At 60.9% G+C, this 25432-nt stretch carries 14 protein-coding genes and 1 pseudogene; 8 read left to right on the top strand and 7 right to left on the bottom strand.

Annotated elements, in window-relative coordinates; all coding sequences use genetic code 11:
* Window positions 1-26: 26 nt before the first annotated feature.
* Window positions 27-2606: an NADH-quinone oxidoreductase subunit NuoG gene (gene nuoG, locus HJC04_RS00160; protein WP_221144560.1), complete on the top strand. Its 2580-nt coding sequence runs from the start codon at window positions 27-29 to the stop codon at window positions 2604-2606.
* 177 nt (window positions 2607-2783) lie between these two features.
* On the opposite strand, the gene HJC04_RS00155 is transcribed toward nuoG, so the two are convergent.
* Genes HJC04_RS00155 through nuoH form a run of 3 tightly spaced genes read right to left on the bottom strand, consistent with a single transcriptional unit; the run spans window position 2784 to window position 4848 of the window.
* Window positions 2784-3224: a CBS domain-containing protein gene (locus HJC04_RS00155; RefSeq protein WP_210629991.1), complete on the bottom strand. Its 441-nt coding sequence runs from the start codon at window positions 3222-3224 to the stop codon at window positions 2784-2786.
* A 45-nt stretch (window positions 3225-3269) separates the two neighbouring features.
* The gene (locus tag HJC04_RS00150) at window positions 3270-3836 is read right to left on the bottom strand and encodes an NADH-quinone oxidoreductase subunit I (RefSeq protein WP_210629990.1); all 567 of its coding nucleotides are present in this window, start codon (window positions 3834-3836) and stop codon (window positions 3270-3272) included.
* Window positions 3837-3846: 10 nt separating this feature from the next.
* Entirely contained in the window at window positions 3847-4848 is a 1002-nt protein-coding gene (gene nuoH, locus HJC04_RS00145; protein ID WP_210629989.1) for an NADH-quinone oxidoreductase subunit NuoH, read from the bottom strand.
* 752 nt (window positions 4849-5600) lie between these two features.
* On the opposite strand from nuoH, the gene HJC04_RS00140 reads away from it, so the two are divergent.
* From HJC04_RS00140 to HJC04_RS00115, 6 genes are all read left to right on the top strand, one after another.
* Window positions 5601-6998 (top strand): integrase family protein, encoded by a 1398-nt coding sequence (locus HJC04_RS00140; protein WP_221144558.1) that lies wholly within the window; start codon window positions 5601-5603, stop codon window positions 6996-6998.
* Entirely contained in the window at window positions 6917-7870 is a 954-nt protein-coding gene (locus HJC04_RS00135) for a hypothetical protein (protein WP_221144557.1), read from the top strand. The genes HJC04_RS00140 and HJC04_RS00135 overlap by 82 nt, the downstream gene beginning before the upstream one ends.
* Before the next feature lie 117 nt (window positions 7871-7987).
* Window positions 7988-9259, top strand: coding sequence for a tyrosine-type recombinase/integrase (locus tag HJC04_RS00130; protein ID WP_221144554.1), 1272 nt, complete (start codon window positions 7988-7990; stop codon window positions 9257-9259).
* 457 nt (window positions 9260-9716) lie between these two features.
* Window positions 9717-11345 carry a Hachiman antiphage defense system protein HamA gene (locus tag HJC04_RS00125; RefSeq protein WP_221144551.1) on the top strand — a complete coding sequence of 543 codons (1629 nt, stop codon included), beginning with the start codon at window positions 9717-9719 and terminating at the stop codon, window positions 11343-11345.
* Between the two features lies 1 nt (window position 11346).
* Window positions 11347-13488, top strand: a complete 2142-nt coding sequence (locus HJC04_RS00120; RefSeq protein WP_221144549.1) for a DEAD/DEAH box helicase — start codon at window positions 11347-11349, stop codon at window positions 13486-13488.
* 339 nt (window positions 13489-13827) lie between these two features.
* Window positions 13828-14988: a hypothetical protein gene (locus HJC04_RS00115; RefSeq protein ID WP_221144547.1), complete on the top strand. Its 1161-nt coding sequence runs from the start codon at window positions 13828-13830 to the stop codon at window positions 14986-14988.
* Between the two features lie 329 nt (window positions 14989-15317).
* Here the strand turns inward: HJC04_RS00115 and HJC04_RS00110 are convergent, their stop codons facing one another.
* Both HJC04_RS00110 and HJC04_RS00105 read right to left on the bottom strand, forming a co-directional pair.
* Complete coding sequence (locus HJC04_RS00110) at window positions 15318-16241, bottom strand: hypothetical protein (protein WP_221144545.1); 924 nt, start codon at window positions 16239-16241, stop codon at window positions 15318-15320.
* Between the two features lie 302 nt (window positions 16242-16543).
* Window positions 16544-16816, bottom strand: a complete 273-nt coding sequence (locus HJC04_RS00105) for a helix-turn-helix transcriptional regulator (protein ID WP_259668772.1) — start codon at window positions 16814-16816, stop codon at window positions 16544-16546.
* A 263-nt stretch (window positions 16817-17079) separates the two neighbouring features.
* On the opposite strand from HJC04_RS00105, the pseudogene vsr reads away from it, so the two are divergent.
* Window positions 17080-17442, top strand: a pseudogene (vsr, locus tag HJC04_RS00100) (DNA mismatch endonuclease Vsr); the annotation flags it as partial.
* Between the two features lie 75 nt (window positions 17443-17517).
* Here the strand turns inward: vsr and HJC04_RS00095 are convergent.
* Both HJC04_RS00095 and HJC04_RS00090 read right to left on the bottom strand, forming a co-directional pair.
* Window positions 17518-23379, bottom strand: coding sequence for a DEAD/DEAH box helicase (locus tag HJC04_RS00095; protein ID WP_221144543.1), 5862 nt, complete (start codon window positions 23377-23379; stop codon window positions 17518-17520).
* Complete coding sequence (locus tag HJC04_RS00090; RefSeq protein ID WP_221144541.1) at window positions 23372-25429, bottom strand: hypothetical protein; 2058 nt, start codon at window positions 25427-25429, stop codon at window positions 23372-23374. Before HJC04_RS00090 ends, HJC04_RS00095 begins: the two co-directional genes overlap by 8 nt.
* Between the last annotated feature and the right edge of the window lie 3 nt (window positions 25430-25432).

Below are 25432 nucleotides of genomic sequence, written 5' to 3'. Positions count from 1 at the left end.
TGCTGAATAAGGGTTGTGAGGAAACCATGCTTAAAGTCACGATCGATGGACAAACGCTGGAGGTTGAGGCTGGCTCGACAGTGTTGCAGGCCGCCCGGCGTTTGGGCATCGATATCCCGACCTTTTGCTATCTGAAGCGTCTGCCGCCGCTGGCCTCTTGCCGCATGTGTCTGGTGGAGATCGAGGGCCTGCGGCGGCTGCAGCCGTCCTGCGCTACTGCGGTCACCGATGGCATGGTCGTGCGGACAAATACGCCTCTGATCGAGGAAACGCGCTCTTCCATGCTCGACATGCTGCTCGCCAACCACCCCCTCGACTGCCCCATCTGCGACAAGGGCGGAGAATGCGAGCTTCAGAACATGGTAATGGCCTATGGGCCCCGCGAAAGCCAGTTCCGCGATGACAAACGTGTGTTCCACTCCGAGGACATTCGCCTGAGCCCGGTTATCATCATGAATGTCAACCGCTGCATCCAGTGCCAGCGCTGCGTCCGGATGTGCGAGGAGGTCGTCGGCGCGGTGGCGCTGGGCACCGTCGAGAAAGGCATGGATACCGCCGTCACCGGCTTCGAGGGCAGTCTGGCGAGTTGCGACCAGTGCGGCAATTGCGTCGAGGTCTGCCCGGTCGGCGCGCTGATGAGCTTCCCCTACCGCTATAAGGCGCGCCCCTGGGATCTCGTAGAGACCGACACGATCTGCCCGCATTGTGGCACCGGTTGCCAGCTGACAGTGGGCACGCGCAAGGGCGAGTTCATGCGGGTGCGCTCGAAGTGGGACGAAGGTGTCAACCACGAAACTCTCTGCGTGCGAGGACGCTTCGGCCTCGATTTCGTTGCAAGCCGGGACCGGATCAAGCAGCCAATGATCCGTCAGGATGGCGCCCTGGTTCCGGTTTCCTGGGACGAAGCGGGGGACTATCTGCGCCGGCGACTGTTGGCTGTCGAAGCCAAGAATGCCGGCGGGCTGGCCTCGCCTCGCCTGCCCAACGAGGTGCTTTATCAGTTCCAGAAGCTGATGCGAACAGTATTCCGGACCAACAACATTGATTGTTCGTCACGCTGGGCCGCGCCCTTCGATACGCTCGGCCCGCTATTGGGAACTTTCTACAGCCGCGCACCGCTGGACGACGTAATCGGCAACGACTGCGTGCTCGTCGTCGGCGGCAACGTGACCGAGGAGAATCCCGTCACCGAATACCTGCTGCGAGACGCCATGCGGCGACGGCAGGCCGGATTGCTGATGCTTTCGGCGCGGCCCTCGCGTCTGGACGCCGATGCCAGGGTGGTGGTTCGCGTGCCGCCGGGCGGAGAAGAGGCAAGCCTTGCGGCGGTGGTAACCGCGCTCATGGCGGCGGCCGGTCAGACCTTGCCGGGCGACTCAATTGCGGACATCGGTGCGACGATCGGCTGGCCGGCAGCGGGCACCGGCGGCGACGGGCCGGATCGTCTCGCCACCGCGCTCAAGGAAGCCCGTAGCGTCACCGTGCTTGTCAGCGTCGACCTCCTGAGATCACCCGAAGCGCGCGCGACGCTGCTGCAGCTCAACAACCTCCTGCAGGGCCTGCGCCTGCTAGGCAAGGGCCCGGCGATGCAGTTTCTCTTCGACCGTGCCAACCAGATGGGTGCCTGGGACATGGGGGTCCTGCCGGCGGCTCTGCCGGGGCTGCGGGCGGTCGCCGATGACGCGGCGCGCGCAGCTCTTGCCCGAAACTGGGACGCCCAAATCCCGTCTGGACCCGGCGCGAATCTCGACGCCATGCTGGAGCTCTGCGTCGGTGGCCGGATGGGCGCTCTCTACATCGTCGGAACCGACCCCCTGGTCGCCTATCCCGACCGGGATTTTGTGACGCGGGCGCTTGGCGCGGCTGATCTCCTGATCGTGCAGGACGCGTTCCTCACGGAGACGGCGGGCATGGCCGAGGTCGTCTTGCCCGCGGCGGGCTATGGCGAGGAATCTGGAACGTTCACCAACAACGAAGGCCGGATCCAGAATGTTCGCAAATTCCGTGAGCCCGTTTTCGAGGCGCGAGGCAATCTGGCGATTATCGACTTCGTCGCCGCGCTACGCAACCAGGCGCTGCGGCCATCGACGCGAGGCGAAATTTTCGACGAGATTGCCCGGCTGGTCCCGGCCTATCAGGGGTTGACGCAGGACGGACTTGGCGCCGACGGCGCATTCACCAGGGCGGTGCCGACATTATCGGCTGGCGTGTTCCTTGCGCCGCCGTCCGTTCCAACAGCAGCCGACCGGCTCATGCTGATCACCGGCGACTGCCTGTTCCACAACGGATATCTTTCCGAACGGTCGGACACGCTGAACACGGTCGCCAACGATCCCTATGTCGCGATGAGCGCGCAGGATACTGCGGAGCTTGGCCTTTCGGATGGCGATCAGGTAATCGTGCGTTCCGGCCAAGGCGAACTGTCGGCGCAGCTCAGGGTCGACAGGCGGTTTCCCAAGGGCCTCGTCTTCGTTCCGGAAAACTATGGAGCCTTGCGTCTCAACAGCCTGCTGCGGCGGGGCGAATATCCATGCGCGGTGGAAGTCCAGAAGGCGCATCCCACTCCTGACGTCGACCGCCCAGGCCGGAGCTGGCGTGGGGTTTGAAGATCTCGAGCGGTTCAGGTTTTCACGGAAGCGCTGAACCGCTCTAACTTTTTGTTTTTACGCAATTCCGGACGGAAAACCACTTCGCACTTTTCCTGGAATTGCTCTAGGATCGGGGCACCGCAAGGCTCCGCGGCAAGCTGCCCGTCCCAGCGTCTTCACATCGAGTTGGCGGCGTCAGTGATACCTGGCCCCGCATATGTAATCCTGCAACTCCTGCTCTGTACGCTGCGCTTCGTCGAGCCTGTGCTTAACCACATCTCCGATGCTGACCACGCCGACCACGTTGCCTCCATCCGTGACCAACACATGGCGCGTACGCCGCTGGGTCATGATCCCCATCGCGACAGGCAGCAAATCTTGTGTCGAACACATCGCCACATTGCGGTTCATGATGTCCGCGACCCGCATCGCCGCCGCCTCGGCCCCGTATTCCGCCATCGCATTGCAGCAATCCCGCTCCGACAGTGTACCCAGGTATTTGCTGTTCGAGCGGCTCACGACGACGAAGCCGATATTGTTGTCTCGAAACAACCTCAGTACCTCCACCATCGTCTGATCGGGGGCGACTGCGATGACACCGACACCCTTGTTCTTCATGATTTCACCGACAAACATCTGAGCCTCCTGTTTGAGCGCTTCGGTTTGATGGCTGGCGCGCGTTCATGTTCGCCGGATATTCCGCCACCAGTTGTAGCCCTGCGTCTCGTTGGTCTCGACAATTACGTCCTTCTTCGTATTGAGGCGCGCGGCAACCACGCCGCCGCCGGTTGCCGCCTTACCCGGCTTGACGAGCAGATCGTCGCGCCCGATCACCAGGTCAGCGGAGGAAAAACTGGAAAATTCGTATTGTTGCCCAAGCGCGATTGCATCCGCCGGGCAGGCGTCCTCGCACAACCCGCAGAACAGACAGCGTGCTGTGTCGATTTCAAATTTGGCCGGATGGCGATTGCCCTTCTCGTCCTCGTACGGGACGACTTCGATGCAGTCGCAGGGACAGATCCGCGCGCAGAGTTCGCAGGCCACGCACTTGATCTCGCCCTCTTCATCACGCTTCAAAAAGTGATGCCCTCGGTAACGCGAGTAAGGCAACCATTTTTCGTTGTCCGGATACTGCATGGTCACGGATTTGGAGAACATGTAGCCGAAGGTCAGAGCCAAGGCGCTCGCCAGATCGGCAAAAAACGTCCAGCCAATCCATGTTCCAACTCTGTCCTGCGCGCGCGACATCGCCGCCTCGCTATGGACCCGTTACGGCCCCTAAAAGTACACCAGTTACAATTATGTTCGCCATCGACAGAGGAAGCAAGACTTTCCATCCGATCGCCATCAACTGATCGTAGCGGTAGCGGGGGAAAGTGAAGCGAAACCAAATAAACACATAGACGAACAACGCGACCTTGAGAGCAAACCACAGGAGCGGTGGCAAAGGAACCAGAACGCCGTTCCAACCGCCGAAGAACAGGATCACCACCAAAACCGACACAAGCAATACGATGGCATATTCGCTGACCATAAAGAAGGCAAAGCGGATACCGCTGTATTCGGTATGGAACCCGGCCCCCAGATCGCCTTCCGCTTCCGCCAAGTCGAAGGGGATGCGCTGCGCTTCGGCCAATCCGGCGACGAAGAACACGAAGAATCCGATCGGTTGGTAGACGATGTTCCAGACATCGGCCTGCGCCCGCACGATCTCGAGAAGGCTCATGGATTGCGCCAGCATGACCACGCCGATGACCGCGAACCCCATGGGGATTTCGTAGCTGATCATCTGCGCGCAGGTTCTGAGGCTGCCCAAGACAGCGTATTTGCTGTTGGAGGCCCAACCGCCGAAGATGACGCCATAAACCTCGATCCCGATCACCGAGAAGACGAAAAGGAGCGCCACATTCATGTTGGAGACGTAGAGCGTGATCCCGTGGCCGAGGACCGAGACAGTTTCGCCGAAGGGGATCGCGACGAACACCACAAAGGGTGGGGCGAGTGCCAGGATTGGCGCCAGTTTGAACAGAAACCGGTCGGCCTCAGCCGGGATGTGATCCTCTTTCGTCAGGAGCTTGATTCCGTCCGCCACCGGCTGCAACAGCCCGTGCCATCCCACGCGCATCGGCCCCATCCGCTGCTGCATGTGCCCGGCAACCTTGCGTTCCAGCCAGGTGAGCGGCAAGGGTAGCAACAGCAGGATCGCAATCAGGAACGCGACCTTCAAGACGATCAGGCCAAGGGCGACGATAAGTTCCATGATCCGGCTACTTATTCATCGGGTTGAAGCGCGCGACGGGGCTTTGGCTCCGCTCTACAATGAGCACTGCGCACACTTGTCAGGCTACATGGTACAACGGCGACGCACCCCATACAATGCCGTCGCTGGGCGTGATGCGTTCTGCATAGGACGTTTTGAGAAGAGTAGCTCGCTGTGCAAGATGAAGGCTTCGCGTTTCCGCCGGTTACACCGCGCCATCTTGCTTATCAAAAACCGCCGAGGCTCTCATGGCTGCCGAATGAAAGTTCCGCGGCAGATCAGTCGGCGTCCGGGGAGTTGAACGCCCAGCAGAAACGCAAAGCTCGTCGAGGGTTATGTCGAGTGCTTCTGCCAAGCGATTTGCATGGGTAAATTTGCAAGTTGAATTGGTCGCGGGGTCAAGATTTGGGGTTTTTGTGTCCGGGCTGCGTCGACTTTGCCTTCTTGCGGGCCGCAGATGAGGCGTCAAATTCTCGAGCTGTTACCAAACAAAAAGCCCGCACGAGGCGGGCTTTTTGGGAAGATTGGTTGCGGGGGCAGGATTTGAACCTGCGGCCTTCAGGTTATGAGGTTCCGGACCAGCCAAAGTCATATCCCGTCACGTCGTGCCAGTATGCGTCAATTCGACCTGTAACATATTGTAATCATTTACATTTACCTGCACCCCTGTTTCTCTTTGTTTGCACGGGCATACCACCTCCAGACCGGATTGTTGCCCGGTTTGTTGCCCCAAAAACAGAAGGAAACGGAAGATGGAAAAAACACACCTCACCGACAGGATAATAGAGAGGCTCCCGCTCGCAGTCTCGGCGCGCTATCGCTACGAGATTCCCGATTCGTCGATCGAGAACCTCGCCATCCGCGTCGGATCGAAGAGCAAGACGTTCACCCTGACGGCCCGCTTCGGAGGGTCCCCGAACCCTACGCGGCGGCCGCTCGGGAGATTCCCGAAAATGTCCACGGCGAAGGCGCGCCAGATCGCAGACTCCTGGAACGACAAGATCAAGAGGGGCCTGAATCCGGCGGAGGAGGAGGCCCGGAAGCGTGAAAAGGAGGCTCGGAAGCAGGACGAAAAGCTCCTCCGCGAGAGAAGCACATTCGCCTCGGTCATCGGGGACTATATCGTCTACCTACCCTCCCGGGAACGGAACAGAGCGACAGGCAAGCTGGTCGGCAACATCCAGCGGGAATTCCTGAACCCCGACAGAAATCCCTGGATGAACAAGCCGATCTCGCAGGTCACGGACAGCGACGTGAGCTCGCGCATCGCGGCCATCGCGGACAGAGGCGCGAGGGGCCAGGCGCGGGAGTGCCTCAAGCTCCTTCGAACCTTCTTCCGCTGGGCGATGTTGCCGCACCGGCGGGACGCCATCGGGCTCGCCCGCAACCCAATCGCCGATCTCACTCCCTCCCTCATGGGGCTTCCCAAGAAAACGAGGTCGCGACATTTCGGCTATCTCGAAATACAGGCCTACCTCGCGACGGCGGCGAGGTTTGAATATCCCTACGGCTCCTTTGCCCGCGCTCTGATCGAAATGGGCCAGCGGCGAGAGGAAACCGCGCGGATGAGGTGGTCGCACCTCGACCTCGAGCGCAAGGTCTGGACAATCCCGGGGGGAACTTCGAAGCCCGAGACCGACCATGTCGTGCACCTGTCGGACTGCATGGTCCGAATGCTGAAGTCCATCAAGTCGGCGCAGGTCGTCGGACACGGCGACTACGTCTTCAGTTCGTCGCACGGCCAGCGCCCCATCGCAAAGCCGAGCTGGTTCAAGACGGAGTTCGAGAAAAAGTTCCGCGAGGAGTTCGAGAAGATCGCGCCCGGCGCCTTCATCCGCCAGTGGACATGGCACGACGTCCGACGAACCGTCCGGACCCAGCTCGAGCCGATCGTTGCCAGAGGCGAGGTGGCGGAAGCGGCGATCGGACATGGCAAGACGGGGATCGAAAGGGTTTACAACCTCTATTCCTATGCCCGGGAACTGAGGGCCGCGTTCAACGCATGGTCTGAAAAGCTGCGGAAGATAAGCGAGGGCACGCTCACTCTCGACGACTGGGAGGATCGGAAATGCGCCAGGATCCCGTCAATTCCGAACTGCGCGTTGTCTCCCGCGAACAGCTCTACGAGCTCGTGTGGAGCACGCCGGTGACGCGGGCGGCCGCTCGGCTCAAGGTGTCGGACAGCTACGCGGCCAGGATCTGCACGGCGCTCGACGTGCCCCGGCCGCCACGTGGCTGGTGGACCAGGACGAAGGCCGGCCAGACACCGGCCAGGCCGCCCCTGCCTCCACCCAGGCCGGGACGGCCGCTGTCCTGGTCGAAAGACGCATGGGGCGGCAGCCTGAAGACGTACTATGAGCGCCGCAGGGTTTGGCAGGCGCCCGCGGGCGACATCCATCCACTCGCCGTCCTCGCAACCGAGATCTTCCGCGTTGCGAAAACGGAACCAACCGCGTCCCTCCTTGTCACTCGCGCGAACAACGCGATCGACGTCGCGGCGAGTGCGGAGACGCTCCGGCGCGCTCTCGCATTCGCGAATGCCCTGTTCCTCGCTCTCGAAGAGAGGGGGCATTCGGTCACCGTGGCTGCAAGGCGCCGTTTCACCCGGCCTCGGATCGAAATCTGGGACGAACCTCCAGTTCACTGCAGTGAAAAGGCGGCTCCCGATCTCGCCCCCCGATGGCCGACAGTCGCAACGCTCCACGGCATGCCCGCGGGCCTTGCAATCGTCGAGACCTGCCGGGAGACCCAAATGCGGTATCTCGGCGGCGGGAAGTTCGAACCCGTGCCGCCCAGATCACGGAAAGGCGTTCGCCCGGTTGTCGGCATCACCTGGAACGAGTGGCGACCTCAACCCAGCGGCCAGTTGAAGCTGGTCGCCTACTCCCCCATCCACCCGCCGCGATGGAGGCGGGAGTGGCGGACGTCGAAGCTCCACGAAAACCCGCGGGAAGTCGAACTGATCATCGACGAGCTTGAAGAAATCGCTGCCGCGCAATCGGCCGCGACTGCAACTCCCTAGCCTGCCGAGACACGCCAGGGACATCGCATCCGCCTGCCAGGCGCAGGCGGCGCATGGAATTTCGTACCCAAGCAAGATTTTCAAACGCACACCATCCAACCTCGAAAGGATAGTAGCATGCAGAAGATCCATCTCACGGACGATATTGTACGCAGCCTGCCGTTCACGGCTCTCGGCCGAAGGGTGCACTTCGCCGACACTACGGTCGAGAACATGCGCCTCGTCGTGGGCGGCGGCCGGAAGGCGTTCTACTTCGTCCCCGACCAGCCCGGCATCTCCGGAATCCTGAGAATCGGCGAATACCCGGAGACCGCCACGGAAACGGCGCGCGAGGTAGCCACGCGGCTGAAAAAAGCCGTCAGCGGTGGCGTGGCAAACCCGCCCGAGCAGTCGGAGCAGCTCGCACATTCCCTGCCATTCGCCGCCGTGGTCGAGCTCCAAGCGCAGCAACTGCACCTCCGGCGCCACAATCGCAGTGCGGACAAGGACGCCAAGTTCCTGAAACGGTATCTCATCGACCCCTCGGTCAACCCGTGGGCGCTCAAGCCGATTGGAATGGTGGCTGCCACGGACGTCGTCAACCTGATATACTCCATGCGGGACCGGCCCGCACTGGCCCGGACCTGCCTGTCCAAGGTCAAGGCCCTGTTCAACTGGGCAATGCATCCCTCAAGGCGAGTGGAGTTCGGGCTACCGGCGAATCCCGTCTCCGATATCACGCCCAGGATGCTCGACTTGCGCCCCCGGTGGCGAGACCGTCACTTCTCTGAACTCGAGATGAGGGCCTACCTTGCGGCGGCGGACCGGCTTGAGAAGCCTTCCCAGCGGGTATTCTGCCAGGCTCTCACGCTGACCGGACAGCGCCCCCTGGATCTAGGCATGATGAGGTGGTCGGAACTTAACTTGGACAAGGGAATCTGGATGAAACCGCGCGACCGGGACTCCCTATACTCGAATACGCCCGAAATCACGCCGCTGTCCGAACGCACGGTCTCGCTGCTACTGAGCCTTCGCTGCGGCACCTCGTCAGCCGTGGACGAATATGTCTTCGGCTCGGACTTCGCAAGTCGGGGAAAGCTGGCCAGGCTGAGAGGGATGGTCGATCGTAGGATGAGCGATTATCTGCGAGGGGCCGCACCGACAAGGCCAAGGGGTGAGCCATGGCGGTGGCACGACGTTCGCCGCTCGGTCATCGAAATCCTCATGGAGGCGGGCACCCCGGTGGAAATCGCTCGGCGCGCCACCGGAAGCGCCCCGGATCCGATGACTTCAACGACTGCCCTCCGTTCGATCAGAGAGGCGCTCGACAGACTGGCGCTTGCACTGAACGAGATCCGGCAGGACGGCGAGAGGGACGATGAGGACGGTCCCGGCCACTCGCCCGGGTGAAGGTGGGTCAGGCCCTGGTTCCGTCTACCAATCTAAGCACAACGCCCAGCGCGAGCGGCATTGGAAATGGGCCGCTGGCTGGAAAAGAAGGACGCCGAGCGGCCTCGCCAGAGCCGCTCGGATCGGCTGTTCGGAACTGGACGATCTGCCTGGGTTCGGTGATTTGAAAGCGGTAGCCTTGATGGCGGGGCAGCTAGGTGAATGGATTCAAGTGTGGCTTGGGCAACAATGGAGGTGCTCATAGACTAGCTCCTGTGACGTCGTGCTTCGAGCATGACTGTCGTTGCCGGAGACATTTGACGTCTGCCGGGACAGCACAGGGGCCCGTGATGGCTGGCTTCGACAGGGGCTAACGTGTGCGCGTAAGAAGTAAGGGAGAATGCCGGTTGTCGATTGCTCATCACGCAATTCAAGCTAGAGTGGCCTCGCAGAAACGGTTGTATTATAAGATTCGCGAATGTCGCTTCCTCCCTTGATCGGACCAAACGCGTCGGATGCCGGCGGCGTTGCCGGGCGTCGCGGCTTTCGGTTTCAAGACCATGTTGCGGCTCGATTTCTGATTCATCTTCTACAGCAGCAGAATCTTGCGCAGGTTGAGTGCGAAACGGGTGACGACATCGCTCTGCGTTGGGATGACGGTTTGACGCGACACAATGAGTACGTCCAGGTCAAGACGACAGACAGCACCAGCAAGTGGTCATTAAGCGAGATCTGTGAGCGCTCGCCTGCGTCCTCAAGAGGCACGTCGCTTGTCGAGCGCTCCCTCGCCTCGGAGCAATTTCCTGGGCCGTCTTTATTTAGGTTCGTCACCGTGCGCGATGTCCGTTCAGACCTTCTTCCGTTGAAGATCGCAAGAGCCGACCGTTTCGACCGTAACGTGGTGGACGCGTTTGCATCGCTGGCCCCCAGAATTGCCAAAAGGCTTCCTGGCTCGATTTCGCCACAGGGGACGACGGTGGAACAGTGGACGCACGCAATCCTCTGGGAGACCGTTGGCGGCGGCATCGAGGCCTTGAGGCTTGAGAACCTGAACTCTCTGCTTCGCCTCGCGGAAGCCGATGGGGAATGCCTGCTCGTTTCAGCGGCCGAACAGATCTACGACGACTTGGTCGTTCTGGCCGTGACAGCCGGTGACGCATCCCGGGTACAAAATCCATCGGCCAAAGTGATCACTAAAGGAGCTATCACCGCATGGTGGAAGCAGCAGGTAGTGCTCATCAGGCAGCGGAACCAGTCATTCGTAAAGGTCTATCAGTTCGCGACACCAGGATTCTTCACTGAGATCCATAGAATCGAAGAAACGGATCCCATGCGCTCGATGGCATCATACGACGCGGAATTCGATGGTGGGGCATGGCGGAAGGACGATCTCTGCGAGTATCTCATCGACTGGCTTCCCGAGATTTCGTTATCGGCCCGAGTTCTTGCTCAGACGCCCAAGCTGGAGGCGCGAAGGCAGATTCATCGGGCTATCGAATCCTTCGACAGGAGCCGCATCGACGAAGAAGCTCTCCTGGCTCAATTGCTCCTTCATGCTATCCTCAGGCACTACAAATCCAGCGAGCCGCTTACATGCAAGCTCTTCAGCGTAGCGGGCACCACGGCGTACGAAATGAACGCTCACATTGTGCCTTCGTCGACGGGAGACGAGTTGTGGCTCGGGCAATCCCACATCACTGCGACGCGCGATTTGGCCGACGTCGCCAGTGCAGTAGCCGCCGCCCTTGCGGACACGCTTGACCGAGATTTTCTGAAGAAGGAACGGGAGATCATCCTCCAGCTCCGCGAACCTCAGCACCTCCGGTCGAGCACCATCGACGGAATCTTCGACCGACATTCGAAACTGGACGACCTTGTAAAGGTCTTGAACGTGCCCGTTTTAGTTGCATACGACAGCGCCGTACTCGCTGCAGGCTTCGCCGACGATTACGTGACGCACCTTCAGGCAGAAGTGGAAACCACGTACCAGTTCATAACGAACCAGTTTTCAGATGCGTTGAAGAAGGTGCGCATCCACGTTTTTCTGGTACCCGTGCAGGGACCCGAGCTGCTAGATGAATTCAAGCTCCGGCTGAGGAGAGCCTGACGTGGATACCAAGGATTTGCGCGCACTCCTCAAGACCGACTTCTCCCTGGAAGAAGCAGGACTTATCCTGTCTGCGATAAGCCGCCTCGTGAACGCTCGGGCCACCCACGACGAAGGCCGCGAACTGGTCATTCGCTGCCTGGATCGGCGCGAACGTTTCCCCGACGGGCTGTCGATGGTTCTGGATGGATTGGTGCGATCCGTGGGATTGCTACCATACGTCGCCGAGAGCCGAGCCTCAACCTTGGAAGACCAGCTTCTGCTCGAAGCTCACCGCATGCCGATCGTCGGCGAGAAAAGGGTGTTTCATACCCTGCAGCTTCAAATCTATAGGGAGCTCGTGGCTGGCAGGAACGTCGTGCTGAGCGCCACGACCAGCGTAGGGAAGAGCGCCATCATCGACGCGGTTATCGCCACCGGGAAGCACCATCATCTGGCGATCATCGTCCCAACAATCGCCTTGATAGATGAAACAAGGCGACGTCTCGCCACACAGTTCGGCGATCATTACGACATTGTTACCCACCCGACCCAGATCACCTCTCCCGAGCGTGAGACAATCTTCATCCTGACGCAGGAAAGAGCGCTGACGCGCAAGGATCTCAGCCTCGTGACCTTCTTCGTCATCGATGAGTTCTACAAACTCGATCTGCGGGGTGACGACGATGACGAGCGCTCTGTCGATCTCAATCTATGCTTTCACAAGCTGGCCTCCACAGGAGCACAGTTTTATCTCATCGGACCGCATGTCGACGGAGTTGTCGGCCTCGCTTCGTCCTACGAATACCTTTTCGTGCCGTCGTTGTTCTCCACCGTGGCGTTGGACATCGTGCAATTTAGGTTGCCAAGGCACGGAGGGCAGCGCGAAGATAAGCTGATAGAGCTTTGCTCCGATCTCACTTCACCGACGATCGTCTACTGCCAGTCGCCGCACAGCGCTCACGATGCTGCCAGCGCCCTGCTTGATGCCGCCCTTTTTCCACTGGTCCCGGAACTGGATGACGCGGTTGAATGGCTGACCTTCGAATATCCGTCGGACTGGATCGTGACCACGGCGTTGAAGCACGGAATCGGCATTCATCACGGCAACATTCCGCGAGCGTTACAACAGTACGTGCTTCGCGCGTTCGAAAGTGGAACCCTTAAGCTGCTCGTCTGTACATCGACGATGATCGAAGGTGTCAACACCGTCGCCGAGAACGTCATCCTGTTCGACAAGCGGCTCAACAACACCTCATTAGACCATTTCACTTTCCGGAACATTGCGGGACGGGCTGGACGGATGAGGCGGTACTTTGTGGGCAAGGTCTTCGTCCTGGAAGAGCAGCCGGCGCCGGATCGGTTCACCGTAGAGATAGCCGTCGGCACACAAGGCCCGAACGCGCCGATCTCGCTGCTTCTGGATTTGGAGGATGAAGATCTGACGGAAGTCTCTCGAGACCGCGTCAAGGGAGTGCGCGAGGCAAGCCCGCTGTCCCCAGAGACCCTGCGCCTCAACCGGCATGTCTCGGTCGACCGGCAGGAGGCCATTTACCACCTGATCACGAGCGATCTTCATCTCTATCACGACATGCTCGCCTGGACCGGAATGCCACGGCCGCCGCAGCTACTCGGTGTCTGCGATCTTGTCTTCGACTATCTCGACACGAACGTTCTGAAGGGTTACGGCATCTTTTCCGGCAACGCCCTGAAGGCGTCAATTACGCGTGTTCAGATGTCGCAACGCTACCGCGAAGTGGTCGACAACTTCGTTGCACATCGAAGGGCCGATACCACTATCAGCGACGGGGTGGAACTTGCGCTTCGTTTCATGCGCAAGTACCTCTCCTACACATTTCCCCGCCACCTCATGGCGATATCTCATATTCAGGCTGACATCTTTAGGAGAGTTGGCTTGGAGCCGGGAAATTACGGCCTTTACGCGGCCATGTGCGAGAATCTCTTTCTCCCCGCCGGCCTTTACGCGTTGGACGAGTATGGCGTTGCACCGGAAACAGCACGGAAGCTGGGGCCGGGAGACTTTAAGACCCTCGACGCGGCTCTCGACTACATCACAGCCATCGATCTTCAGAAGACCCAGCTTCTTAACTTCGAACGGGACATGATCGAGGATATGCGAGCGACGTTAAGGCGCAAAATGTAGGATCCTTCTCGAACCGCAAATGCGGGTCCATAGTGCTGGGGGCGCATTGTAGACCATTGCCAACCCCTAGGTTGCTCCATCCCCATCTTACCCTACCCTCAGCATTCTTCCACAGGTTGGCTGAGATGGAGCGTTGCGCAGGCTCGCTATGAGAGCAAACTAGATAGGCTTGACCGCAGTCGTCTTGCTTGGCATACAAGGCATGGCCCTACACGCGGGCCGGTGTGCCCGCCACGCAAAGCTATGTCAGCGTTTAAATCTCTAAAGTGTCACTCCATGCCAACGGGCATGGGTCTGGCCATTAGCGGGCACATGGTCGGATCATACCAGGATATGGATATGACCGAAACGAAAGAATTTCGCAGACTAAAGGCTCTGGCAAAGCGATACGCGCGCGCGAATAGGATCGCGCAACATCAGGCCCTTGACCTGATTGCGGGGGAACTGGATTTCCCTAGCTGGACCAAGTTTATCGCCGCCGGTAAAAAAGGCTGGCAGATCGCTACCGACCAAATGGAGGGTCTCGAGGCCTTTGTTAAGCGCCCCGTCCCGGCGGCAACCTTCCGGAACGGTGAACCCGAAACTATGAACCGGCGTTTCGTATACCTCGAAGAGGCCGAACAGGGCATGATTGGGGATCATGCATATCGGCTTCAAGTCGTTCTTCACGACGTCATCATCGCAGGCGAAGGATGGAGCATCACGGTGCCAGAGAACCCTGGCGCGATCCCGATCGTAGAGACACTTACGGATCAGAGTGGGGAGCGCCCGGTACTTGACCCGGAGTTCCTGGAGACCGCACTCCGTCTGGCCCGAGATCGGGCGGCTCAGGTCCGTGCGGAGATCTCTACCGATTGGCCCCGACGGTCCACAAAGCCTGATCTTGACCGTGTTGTTCGGCACCCGCTAAGCCACGTGGAGTCGGACATGTGGTTCTGTGTACATTGCAATGGAAAGATCACCGGCGCTCAGATCGCGCAGAACCTCTGGCATTGTCCGGGTTGCGGGGCATCGCCTCTCGACATCTTTGACACTCCATTCTGGTCTGTTGATGAGAGCAAGTCACTTCTTCCGGTGAAAGCTGACGGCCCCGCGGATAAAGGCAAACCCGATTTCCGTATTGTCGATAGCCGGCCCAAGCTCGACCTGAATGAAGACAAGGTCGTTCTTCTGATCCGCAGCGCTTTGCTTGATGACGCAACCAACATCAGCGAGAAGCTGGGCGCTCTTCGTGCAGAGATCCGTGTCCATGACGACAATGGTGTCTGGATTCGTCTTGAGGAGGATTTGTGGCCGGAGGACAAGGACCCGGCTCAGGCTTTGGCGGTAGCGGAGCTACTGGGTCTGGAGGTTGAAGTTGAAACGATCTGGTCCGCCATACCATTCGCGTGGCCAGGCCTGGGCGAGATAACCTCGAGCACGAGTGAGTATACGCGAATAATGCTGGACGCGTATGGGCAGTATGGCGGCTTACCAGACAAGAAAGCTAAGGCGTTGTAGGGTGTCTCCGACCAACGTTCTGGCCAGGGAAGCCACGTCAATGGCAGGCGCGTTGGTCGCGACTGCCACCGCCACCTCATCAGCAAATTGGCCGCTTTAATTAAAGGGCTGGGATGCGGCGCAAAACAGCCGTTCCGCGAGGCGCCATGTCAATTTGCGCCGACAGCAGACATCGGCAGTCGGCGCTTTGCAGTAAAAGCAGCCATCGCGCTGCCATTAATGTCCTCGATCGTTCCCACGAAATCGCTTTGTCACGCCCCCAATTCTTGGTGACCTGTCGAATACCATATTCACACCTCGGCTGACGTTTAATCGGAGCGGATTTTCGGCTACCGAAAGCTGAATTCGCGAATGTTGCCGAACATCCCGTGGTCCTCGAGAGGCATCTCCTCGACGGGGGGCGCCACGACGAATTCCAATTGGCTCAGGTCCATGTTCTCAATAAACGGAGCAAAGGCGACGACGCGGTCTTGGATCGCGGGCAGCGGCGCAGAGAAGATCGAGGGGATTCCGCTACCGCGCGTCGCGGGGGTCCATGTCTGCGCAAACTGCTCGACTGGCCCCAGCCCCAGGGAATATGAGCTCAGGTAGTGGAGTTCCCGACGAAATGCATCTTGCGTAGGCATGTAAACACCTCGGCGGACATACAACTCATCGAGCGAACCTGGACCCTCGTGACCGAGATGATCAAGGTAATCCGGCAAGAATGCTTCGATAAGACCGTTGTTCGCTTGGAAGATCGCCGCCATTTCGGCGGGCGTAAAAAGAGGAACAACGCTTTGATCGACCGCATTGATTACAAACCGACCGGCCTGAGACGGATAGCAGAACTGGTCGAAATCGCGGATCGATGCTTTAATTGCCAAGATTTCCGGAGAGTCTTGTCGACGCTTTAGACCATCGACCCATAACTCTGTAAAACCGCTCAGAAACGTGTCGAGCTTGGCTGGAGCGACACCTTTTCCTAGAACATAGTCGTTGAATTCAGCAGACCATTTTTTCTGGCTGTCTTTGAAGAAGTCGTGGCTGCGAATGATGAGTTCGTCGCTAGCCATGACCTTTGGGCCAGTGGCAAAGGGGACGCGCTCTACCGGCGCCACACCGGAACTGTCGTCCAGAAGGCGTTGCCGCATATAAGGATCGCGTAGATTCTGAGGAAGGGTTAAGTGGCGAAGCCGCTCTCCCGGTTCCCAGGTCTCTAAGAAAACGTCGTAATCATCAAGATCGTTCATTTGATCGGCTTCAACGTTCATCGCTATCGTCCTCGTAATTGATGTGTTAGCGGATCCCCTAGGCCCACGGGAGCTTTATGTTGGACATCCCCGCTTGAACTCGTGACAGCCGGCCGCATGCCCAGCAGCCTGACGCTTCCATGATCAAAGCAGACAGCGTGGATGACTGGCACGGGGCGAAATACAACCGCTCCACTTACGATCTTCTGAAGCCGCTTTAGGCAGTGGGCTCAAGCGGTCGCGGGCGGGAGTTGTACACTCATCGATTCGGCTGCTGGTGGCCGTTGACAATGTCGTGGACGCTCATACCAGCCCAGTCGAAGCTACTGATCGACGTCTGCTTGGATTCGAGCTGCTCGAATGAGGGCTACGCCGGGGCCTCGCATCCCCTCGCCATCGATGAAGACGACGCCGGCGGCCTCCAGGGCGGCCCGCACCCTCTCGATGGATTCGACGAGGACGTTTCCCTCGCCCTTCTCTATTCTGGCAACGACCTGCCGGCTGATGCCGGCAAGCGCCGCCAATTCCTCCTGGCTCAGTCCCAGCAGCGCACGGCCGGCCCGCAGGGCAGTCATAATCTCGGAAGTGGTATCCATGAATCCTTGGAAAGGAATGGGATATCGTTGTCAACAATTACAAGCAAGGATTCATATCGAATCCCACCAAGTGACGCGGAACCATTAGGGCATGGCAATGTGTCCTAGTCCGCTCGGGGCCGTGCGAACCATTGGAAACGCGCTCCAACGTGGCCATTTGCTGGCGGTATCTCGGCGGCAGCGACCTCGATCAGTAGCAGTGGCCGGAGGCCCCGCGCGAGAATCCGTTCCTCGCGCAGCCTCGCCATCATCACGCCGCCCAGATGGTATATCGAAGGCACATGGACCTCAAAGCAACTCCATCTGTACGTCGACGCATGCAGCGCACACGGAGGCATGACAATCCATTCGAGGTTTCAATCAGGTCGCAGCTCTTCGACAAAGGGCTCCGCTATCGGGTCCATTATCCCGTTCCCGGAATGAAGCGCATCACCTGCGACATCGCCGTGCCCGGGTTAAGGATCGCAATCTTCCTCGACGGCTGCTTCTGGCATGGTTGCTATATCCACCCGCCATCGGTGAAGAAGAACACCACCTTCTGGATGGAGAAGATCGAACGCAACCGCGCACGTGACAAGCGGGTCCGCGAGCACCTTGCGCAGATCGGCTGGACAGTTCTTCGATTCTGGGAGCACGAGGCGGTCGAAGCAATCGTTAAGAAGATCGTTTCGACCGCCGCGCAACATAGAGCAGCGAAATCCTCACTTCCCGGCGGCGCGCGCTCGCTGCAGAACATGAAGCGGGCGCCTGGACAATTCGAAGCTGTCGACAGCGACGTAGTTGCGACGGAGGTCCAGGCGGTCGAACAGCCTCCTCGCGTCCCATAGTGGATGCACGACCACCCCCCACCGGCTGTTGCCTTCATCGAGGGAGAAGATCGGAATGTCCGGCCTCCCTTTCACGCTCGATACTGTGTTGCCGGGGATGAACGTCTTCGTCTGGAGAGCAAGCTCCCTGGCGGTCGCGGGCCAGTCGCTCAGTTCGAAGTTGCCGTAGTTCCCGTCGATCCCGCACTCGTAGCAGGGGTCAACCATCGCCCGCAGGTAGGAGAGTCCCAGTCGCCAGTCGAGAAGGCCGTGGAAATTCCTGTTGTTGTATCTCTGCAGGCACCTGTAGCAGGAGGCTCCGCACCGCTTCATGTGTTCGGCGTCGGCCACATCGGTTCTCGGCCATGCTCCGCCCTCGTCGAGGATGCTGCCGATCAGGGCGGAGACAGGGATGGTGCTGTCGCCCAGAAGGTGCCGGCAGAAGCCGGAGCCGTTCGGCAGCGCATCCGATATCTGCAGGTACGGCAGGCGCTCCCCGGTAGGCGAGACCATGATGTTCGGCGCGAGTGCGTCGAACTCCTCCGGCGCGATGTCGAGATCGAGCGCGGCGCGCTGGACGAGGATCTCCGTCGCCGATATCGCCGCGGCGCGCACGCTCGTGCGGGCGGGATCTCGTCGGCCCATGGAGAGGCCGATGTCCATGTCGAGCAGTCGCAGGTTCGGATTGAGCCTGACGGGTCCGATCTGCAGCGAGTTCGTCACTTTGGTGGAGGCGAGCCATGCGCTGATGGGTTCCTCCAGCGCCCGGTAGCGGCCGTTCTGGTCGTCCGCGAGGGTGTCGGTGGCGATGGCCTGTCCCGCAAGCTTCATGAGGGGCTTGTCTTTCCACCACCATATGCGCTGCGCGTCGTTGTCGATCGCCTCCTGGACTTCGAAGCCTGTGAAGTCCGTGTCGTCCCTGAAGCCGGGATTGACGAGGAAGATCTCCGACTGTTCCGCGAAATTCACGCTGAGGTTCTCGTCGGTTCTCTGCCTGTCCGGCTTGCCGAGGCTGGCGAGAGTCATCCGCTGGCCGACCTTCGATGCGAGGTTCTCGTCGGTCGGGCGAAGCTCCGTCCGGTAGGCCGCTGGCGTGATGCACCGGATCCCGGTGTCGGCCAGAGGCGCATCGCATCCGTGGCAGGATACCGTCTGCTCGGTTCCACGGCTCCACGCGCCGCATTGGCCGCAGAAGCGGAGATGGAAGTCGTCCTTGAACCAGTTCGAGAATCCGCGCATCGGAGCGCCGAAGTCTGTCGCGAACTCGTCGGGATCGGGAAGAACGCCGCTGAAGCCGATGCAGCGGTGACGCAGCTTCTCGCGGGTGCGGACGCTGCCCGGCGCGAAGTCGAAGATCGCCATGTCCTGATCGCGGTCGATGGTGTCCCACTCGGCCTCAAAGCTACCCTTGGGCTTCCTCAGCTCCACATAGAGGTTTCGCGACCGCGTGGGCATGCCATAGAGCGGTACGAGACCGCGTTCGGCGAGCGCCGCCGCGATGCCCACCGCCTGCAGGCCGAACTCCTCCTCGAGGCTGTCGATGGCCGCGAGCACGGTGTCCGCTGAGACCGCGGTCAGGATCCTGCTCAGATCGCACCCGGAGACGGCGGCGAGGATCGTCGCCAGACGGACCCTTCGATGGTCGGTGCGCGAGAGCGCGTCGGCCAGTCGCTCCCGCCAGTTCATGTCCTGACGGAAGTATTCCCTGCAATAGAGGAACTCCCCGTGGATGTCGCCGGGTACGAGATCGTCGCCCGCCCATGTCTCTCCGGCCTCCTCGCGGAGTATGCGGAAGGCCTCGACCAGCCAGAACTTGCGCAGGAGACGCGACGGGATGTCGGTCAGTCCCGTCGTGATGAACGGCGGCGGCGGAGCCGATCCGGTGATCTCGATCGGGTTGTGAAAGTAGTGGATGTCATGGCTCTTACTGCGGCAGACGGTCAGGACCGTCGAGAACGCCTGTCCGCGACGGCCGGCACGGCCCACGCGCTGCTGGTAGTTGAAGCGCTGAGGCGGCATGTTGCCCTGATAGACCGCCTGCAGGGAGCCGATGTCCACGCCCACTTCCATGGTCGTCGTCACCGAAAGCAGGTCGGACGTGTCGAAGAGCTTGCGCCAGCGGAAGTCCTCGTCGCTCTCGTCGTCCTCCTTGACGAACACGCCCTTGAACTGCTGGAGCCGCCCGGCCGGATCGCTCGTCTGCCCCGTCAGCTCCTCGCACTTGAGCCGGAAGTGCGGCTCCCCGCTCGTGATCGAGCGCATCACCCGGCGACCGAGGAAGTTCTCCGCGGAGATCTTGGTGGCCGTCAGATCCTCCGGCCGGGTCAGCGTCTCGCCGCAGCGCGTGCACCGTCCGAACCCGGCGTGGAGATGGACGCGGCCGCAGCGGTCGCAGCGCCATGCGGCGCCGGCCGGATCGGCGGCTCGGAAGAAGAGCATGCTGATGTCGATCGAGCCGTCGCCTCGGGTCTGCTTCAACGTGGTCCTGAGCTTGTCGAGGAACTCGTCGCAATCCCTTTCCGGATGCTGCAGGATCTTCGTCATCAGGCGCTTCAGCCTGTTGTCGCCCCTGCCGAGCATGTCGAAGGCGTTCTTCCAGGCGGTGCGCGTCTCCTCCTGGAACTGGTTCGGCGTGATGCGGTAGGCATCTGCGAAGATGCGCAGCATCGCGTCGTCGCGCGACTTGTCCGCCGAGTATTCCTCGGGGCCGTAGAAGCTCGGCCAGCCAAGGCCCGTCTCCTCCAGCGCGAAGTAGGTCTTGCTGAAGAGCAGGTCTGTTGCGTCCGGCGGCTGCTCGTCCTGTACCCTCTCGCGCGCCTTTCGGATCAGCTTGAGCTGCTCCTCGGGAACGTCGTGCTTCCACGAGATCTGGCCATCGCTCCCGATCTCGAAGAATTCGTACCAGTCGCGGTTGCGGATGCGCGTGTGGATCGTGTCGGCTCCCTCGACGGGGGTGGAGCCCAGCTTCATGAGCTCCGTCAGGATCGGACGCGTGGCGTTGCCCGCCTTGTCGCGCTCGAACTCGAAGAGATCCTTCAGCGGAACGCTCGGGGGCTGCCCGGCGCCGGACTTGCGCTTCTGCAGTGCTTTGAGCCTCGGCGTGAGATGGTCGGTGTCCTTGTCGTCCATCATAAGGTCGGCGACTTCGCGCTTGAGACGCTGGTACTCGGCCTCGTCATCGGCGGTGTAGGTATGCTCTGCGGCGATGCGCGTCGCGGCCGAGATGAGGATCTCGCGGCGCAGGTCGCGCTGGTGCTGCACCTCGACCTCGAGGGCGAGGTTCGCCGCATCCTCGCGGCTGTCGGAGAAGGCGACCAGCTTGCCGTCGCCGCCCTGCGCCTTCAGCGAGGCGACCAGTTCGGTCGCGAGGAGCTGGGAGGTCTTGCCGAAACCGGTCCTGAAGCTTCGGATCGGCGACAGGCGGCCTTCGCGCCTCTTGGAGTTGGCCTGACGGTAGCGGCCGGAATAATCCGTTCCGCACTTGGCGCAGCAGAACGGAACAGCAGTGCCGTCGTCCTCGATCTTGCGCTGATGGAAGCCGTCGGAACCAGACCAGCGCAGCAGATGCCCCGGCACGTCGCCGCTTTCTTCCGTGTCGCTGACGACGCCCGTGCGCGGATTGAGGTAGCCCTGCGTCCAGCGGTACGGACTTCTCTCGACGCGGATTTCGGTCTCTGCCTGCCCCTGGTTGGGCCAGAAGAGAGCGAACTCGCGGAAGCTCGCATCCTCGAAGCGGATCGATGAGGCACTCTCCGGTAGCTTCTCAAGTTCCTGCGGCGCGGGCAGCAGCGACACGCGCCGCGACGAGCCGGGGTCGGTCTCGCCGCGCTTGCCGCCCAGATAGAGGTCGCCGCAGGCTTCGCAGTAGAGCATCTCGAACAGGCGCTTGCGGCCCTCCTGATCACTGTCTCCGTCATAGTTCTGGCCTCGCTCGATGCTGGGGGTGCCCCAGACGACGGAACCATCGTCCTCCCTGTGGATGGAGGCGAAGAGACCTTCGATGTTGCGGACGAAGCAGTGCATCCTGAAGCCCGGCAGCGATCCGACGGCTGCGCGGCCCGGCACCAGTTCCGCGGGAAGCACGGATGATGGAAGGTCGGGGATGGCCCGGAGGGCGAGAAGGCCCCGCACTGCCTCCCTGTCGTCCGTTCCGAAGAGGATGTTGCCGATGTCCTCGACCGTGCGCGGCTTCTTCGCTCCTTGCCTGTCGGCATCCTGAAGCGCGAAGTCGAGCATCGCGGCCGCCGCGATCGTGGCGGCCTCCATCATCGCCGCCGGGGTCTTTCCGGCGGATCCCGGAATGCTCGCAGCCGCAGAGAGGAAGCGGTCGAGCAGATCGCGGGGACTCCGGCGGTGGTCGAGATCCTGCAGCGCGCGGGCCAGTTCGGCCAGGCTTTCGCGGGAAGGCATGTTCACGGGGCGCGTGACCTCGATGGGTTCGCCCGTGACGACGCTCTGCCTCCAGGCCTCGTTGAGATCGGTGGAGCCAGCGGTGCCCGCGTCGCCGAACATGTTCTTGAGGTAGTCGATGCTGGCCGCGGCGTTTTCCTCGTCCATCGGAAGAGAGGCGGACGAGGAGAGAATGCGAAGCTTGTGGGCGTGCGCGGGATCGGTGAGACCCAGACGCTCGAGAAGCACCTTGAGAAGGCCCGCCATCTCGGCACCGGCCGAACCTCGGATCAGGTGAAGCTCGTCCAGCACGAGGTAGAAGCGCGCGTCGTCGCTGCTCAATAGCCAATCGCGCGTCTGCGTCAGGATGGGATCGTCGACTTCGCGCACGAGCATCGCGTTGAGGATCGACTGGTTGGTCACGAGGATGTCCGGCGGGGTCGCCTGCATGTCCCAGCGCGAGATCAGTTCGGCGCCGTCGGTCGTCGGGAAGATGTAGCGCAGATCCGGATCGCTATCGGAGGCCAGACGCTGCTGGATCGACTGGTAGCGCTGCAGTTCCTGCTTCAGCTCGCGGCGGGCGCGGGTGTTGCGCGCCTTCCATGTCTTGTCCTTGCTCTTGCGCGGATGCTGCAGGAAGCCCGTGACTGGAGACTTGCCCGTGTATCGGCCGAAGAAGATGCGGTTCCCGTTGAAGTGGCGGGCCATCACGTCCTGCGCGTCGTCGGAGTCCAGCGCCTTGCGCAGGCGCACCATCTGGTCCTCAACGAGGGCGTTGAGCGGATAGAGGACGAGTGCCCTGACCGCCTTGGGTCTGTCGGGATGCTCGTTCCGGCGATGCGGTTGGAATTTACGCCCCTCTTCGAGCCAAGAGTCATCGAGCGGCTGCAGTGGAGCCGGCCACGAGGTCGCCTCCTTAGCGAGCTGCGCGAGGATCGGCAGCATGAAGGATTCCGTCTTGCCGGAACCCGTGCCGGAGGTGACGATGCCGGGCGTTCCGTCGCGCGCGCCCTTTTCGAGCATCTGCACCTGATGGAGATAGGGAGCGTAGGCACCCTTGAAGCCCGAGCTGGACTTCTCCCTGTCGAAGAGGCCGGAGAGCGCGAGTTCGACGAAAGCCTGCCGCTCGTTCCGCGAGAAATGAGGCAGGCGGCCTTCGGGATCGTCGATCAGCCCTTCCAATCCATAACTGACGGGCTTGTAGCGTGCGACGGCCTCGAAGATCGGGTCGAGCGCGAGTTGGCCCGGCGTGGAAAGAAGCTCCCTCCTCATCCCCGACACGCGCGGATCATCGATCCGGTAGGCCGTGTCCAGGTACGCGAGGAATTGGTCGATCATCCGGTTGAAACCGCCAATCGGATCAAACATTGTCAGCGCCCTCTATGCTCATGAAGTATTCGTCGTATTCGTGCTCGTTGCCCGCAGCGGTAGAGGCAAGCCACTTCGCCTGCCTCAGGAAGACATCGATCGCATCGGAACCTTTGATCCACGACGGGGTGCGTGCGAGCGCCCGTGCCACGGTTTGCATGGCGGAACGCTCCACGTCACGGTCTAGGAGAATTGCAAGCGCTTGACGGACCCTCTCCGGATCGGCACTTGTCATTGGCCAGAAACCTTCGAACTTCGCGGATCCGGGGCGAGGTGTCTTCGAGGGCTTCAACGGAAACAGATGCCGCAACGTGGAATCAGGAATCGGGACCCGGAGGCCGTCCACACCCGCGCTTGCGACAAGCGCGAGATTGCGCGGGAGACGTCCGACCCTCCTCATCTCGATCATCTGGGGAAGCCAGTACTCGCATGGACCGCTCGTGATGCTGCATAGCGCCGCGGCCAACAACATCTCGGGCCGATCCTTCGCCTTCTCGATGGCTTCCCTGAGACCTGAATGCTCGTCGTTCAGCAGATCCGTCAGGGAAATCTTGGTGGGGTCGCAGAAAACGATGGCGGCATCGTCCCCGGCAACAGCCGTGGCAATGTCGACCGCACCCGCAGCGGAATCGGGACCAAGCAGCACCGGGACAACATCTGTGAACGTCGCGACGACGGCGGCAACATCGGCAAGCGTCAGCCCAGTTGCGACAGCAAGCTCGTAGAGGATTTCTTTCCTCTGATCTTCCGAAGCAAGGGCCAGCAGACGAGCTGGCGGAACCGCCTCTTCGGCCTGTTCCGCCACGACTGGCGCCGGGGCAACTGGCTCTGCCGAAGCGGGGGCGGCGGTGGCGATCTGGACCATGTCGTCCCGCAGGCGGGCGACCTCGTCGCGAATGGCCGCCGTTTCGCGGGAGGATTCGCTCCTTATTGCTTCCGCTGCGCTTGCGATCCTGCTGCGAAGCGCCTCCTCGTGCTTTTCGGTCTCGCTCCTCAGGAGCGCCTCCCGGTGGGAGAAAGTAGCGAGCTTCGTTTCAGCGTCCGCGACTTCGATCCGAAGGGCAGCAAGACGGGCACTCTCCGCCTCGATCTCCTTGCGGAGCCGCTCTTCCAACTCGGTTCGAAGGCGCGTCCTTTCCGTTTCCTCGAAGGCAGCGAGCCTGCCCCTGAACGCGGGATCGCGTCCCAGCATCTCGGGAAGGATGTCGGAAAGCTCGCTGCGCTTCGACAGACGTCCCGCGATGGATGCCAGATCGGCCTTCTCTTCCTCGCTGATTGCCCTGACGGCCAGCAGGTGAAGGAGTTCTGCAGGCTCCAGGGAATGAGCGCCGTGGGGAAGGCTCAGAACCTGCTTCGATCTGGATAACCACTGCTCCACCGTCTGGTGGATCTCCTCCTCCGACCGCAGATCAGTGTCCTTCGCCTCCGACCATTTGGGTGGGGAGACGAATACGACAAGACCGTTCCCAAGCTTCATCGTTTCGGGACTATTCTTGAGAGTGGCCGTGGCAACCGACCGCAAGGACTGCTGGCGCAGTTTGTAGCGCCCCGACGGCAGTGCTTCGAATCCCGATGTCAGCCAGTGACCGGACTGCACCTCGATCGCCGCGACGGATGCGTCGAGGGGAACGTGGAGCGAACCTTCCGAAAGAGCGGAAACCAGGTCCCCAAAGTCGCCTTCCTGCGGGCTGTAGCCGACACTGAGCCGTGTGGCGGTCGCGAAGGATACGGCATCGAGCTTTCCCGGGCCTGCATTGTCGTGGCCGATCTTTGGAAGCTCGAAGACGGAACCCCGGATTCTGGAGGCCATCGTTGATATGCCGCCCGCGAATGCCGGAACCGAGCGGTCGTCCTTCTGCACGACGAGCTTCTGCTCCTTCTCGCCGGTGATAAGCCAGAAGGATCCCGCGCCGCCGAGCGCTATCCTGCTGTCGCGGGTTTCCTTCAGCTTGCCGCTTTGGGGATCTGCGTTCTTCACTTCAACGATGATCGCGACATCGTGCGCGAGCACCTGCTTCACTCTGTAAACCGTCTTGCCTGATACTGACATGTT

The sequence above is a fragment of the Rhizobium sp. NLR8a genome (genome assembly GCF_019685235.1).
Classification (GTDB): Bacteria; Pseudomonadota; Alphaproteobacteria; order Rhizobiales; family Rhizobiaceae; genus Rhizobium.
Note: the sequence above shows the minus strand (reverse complement) of the source record. Positions and strands in the feature narration are given on the sequence as shown.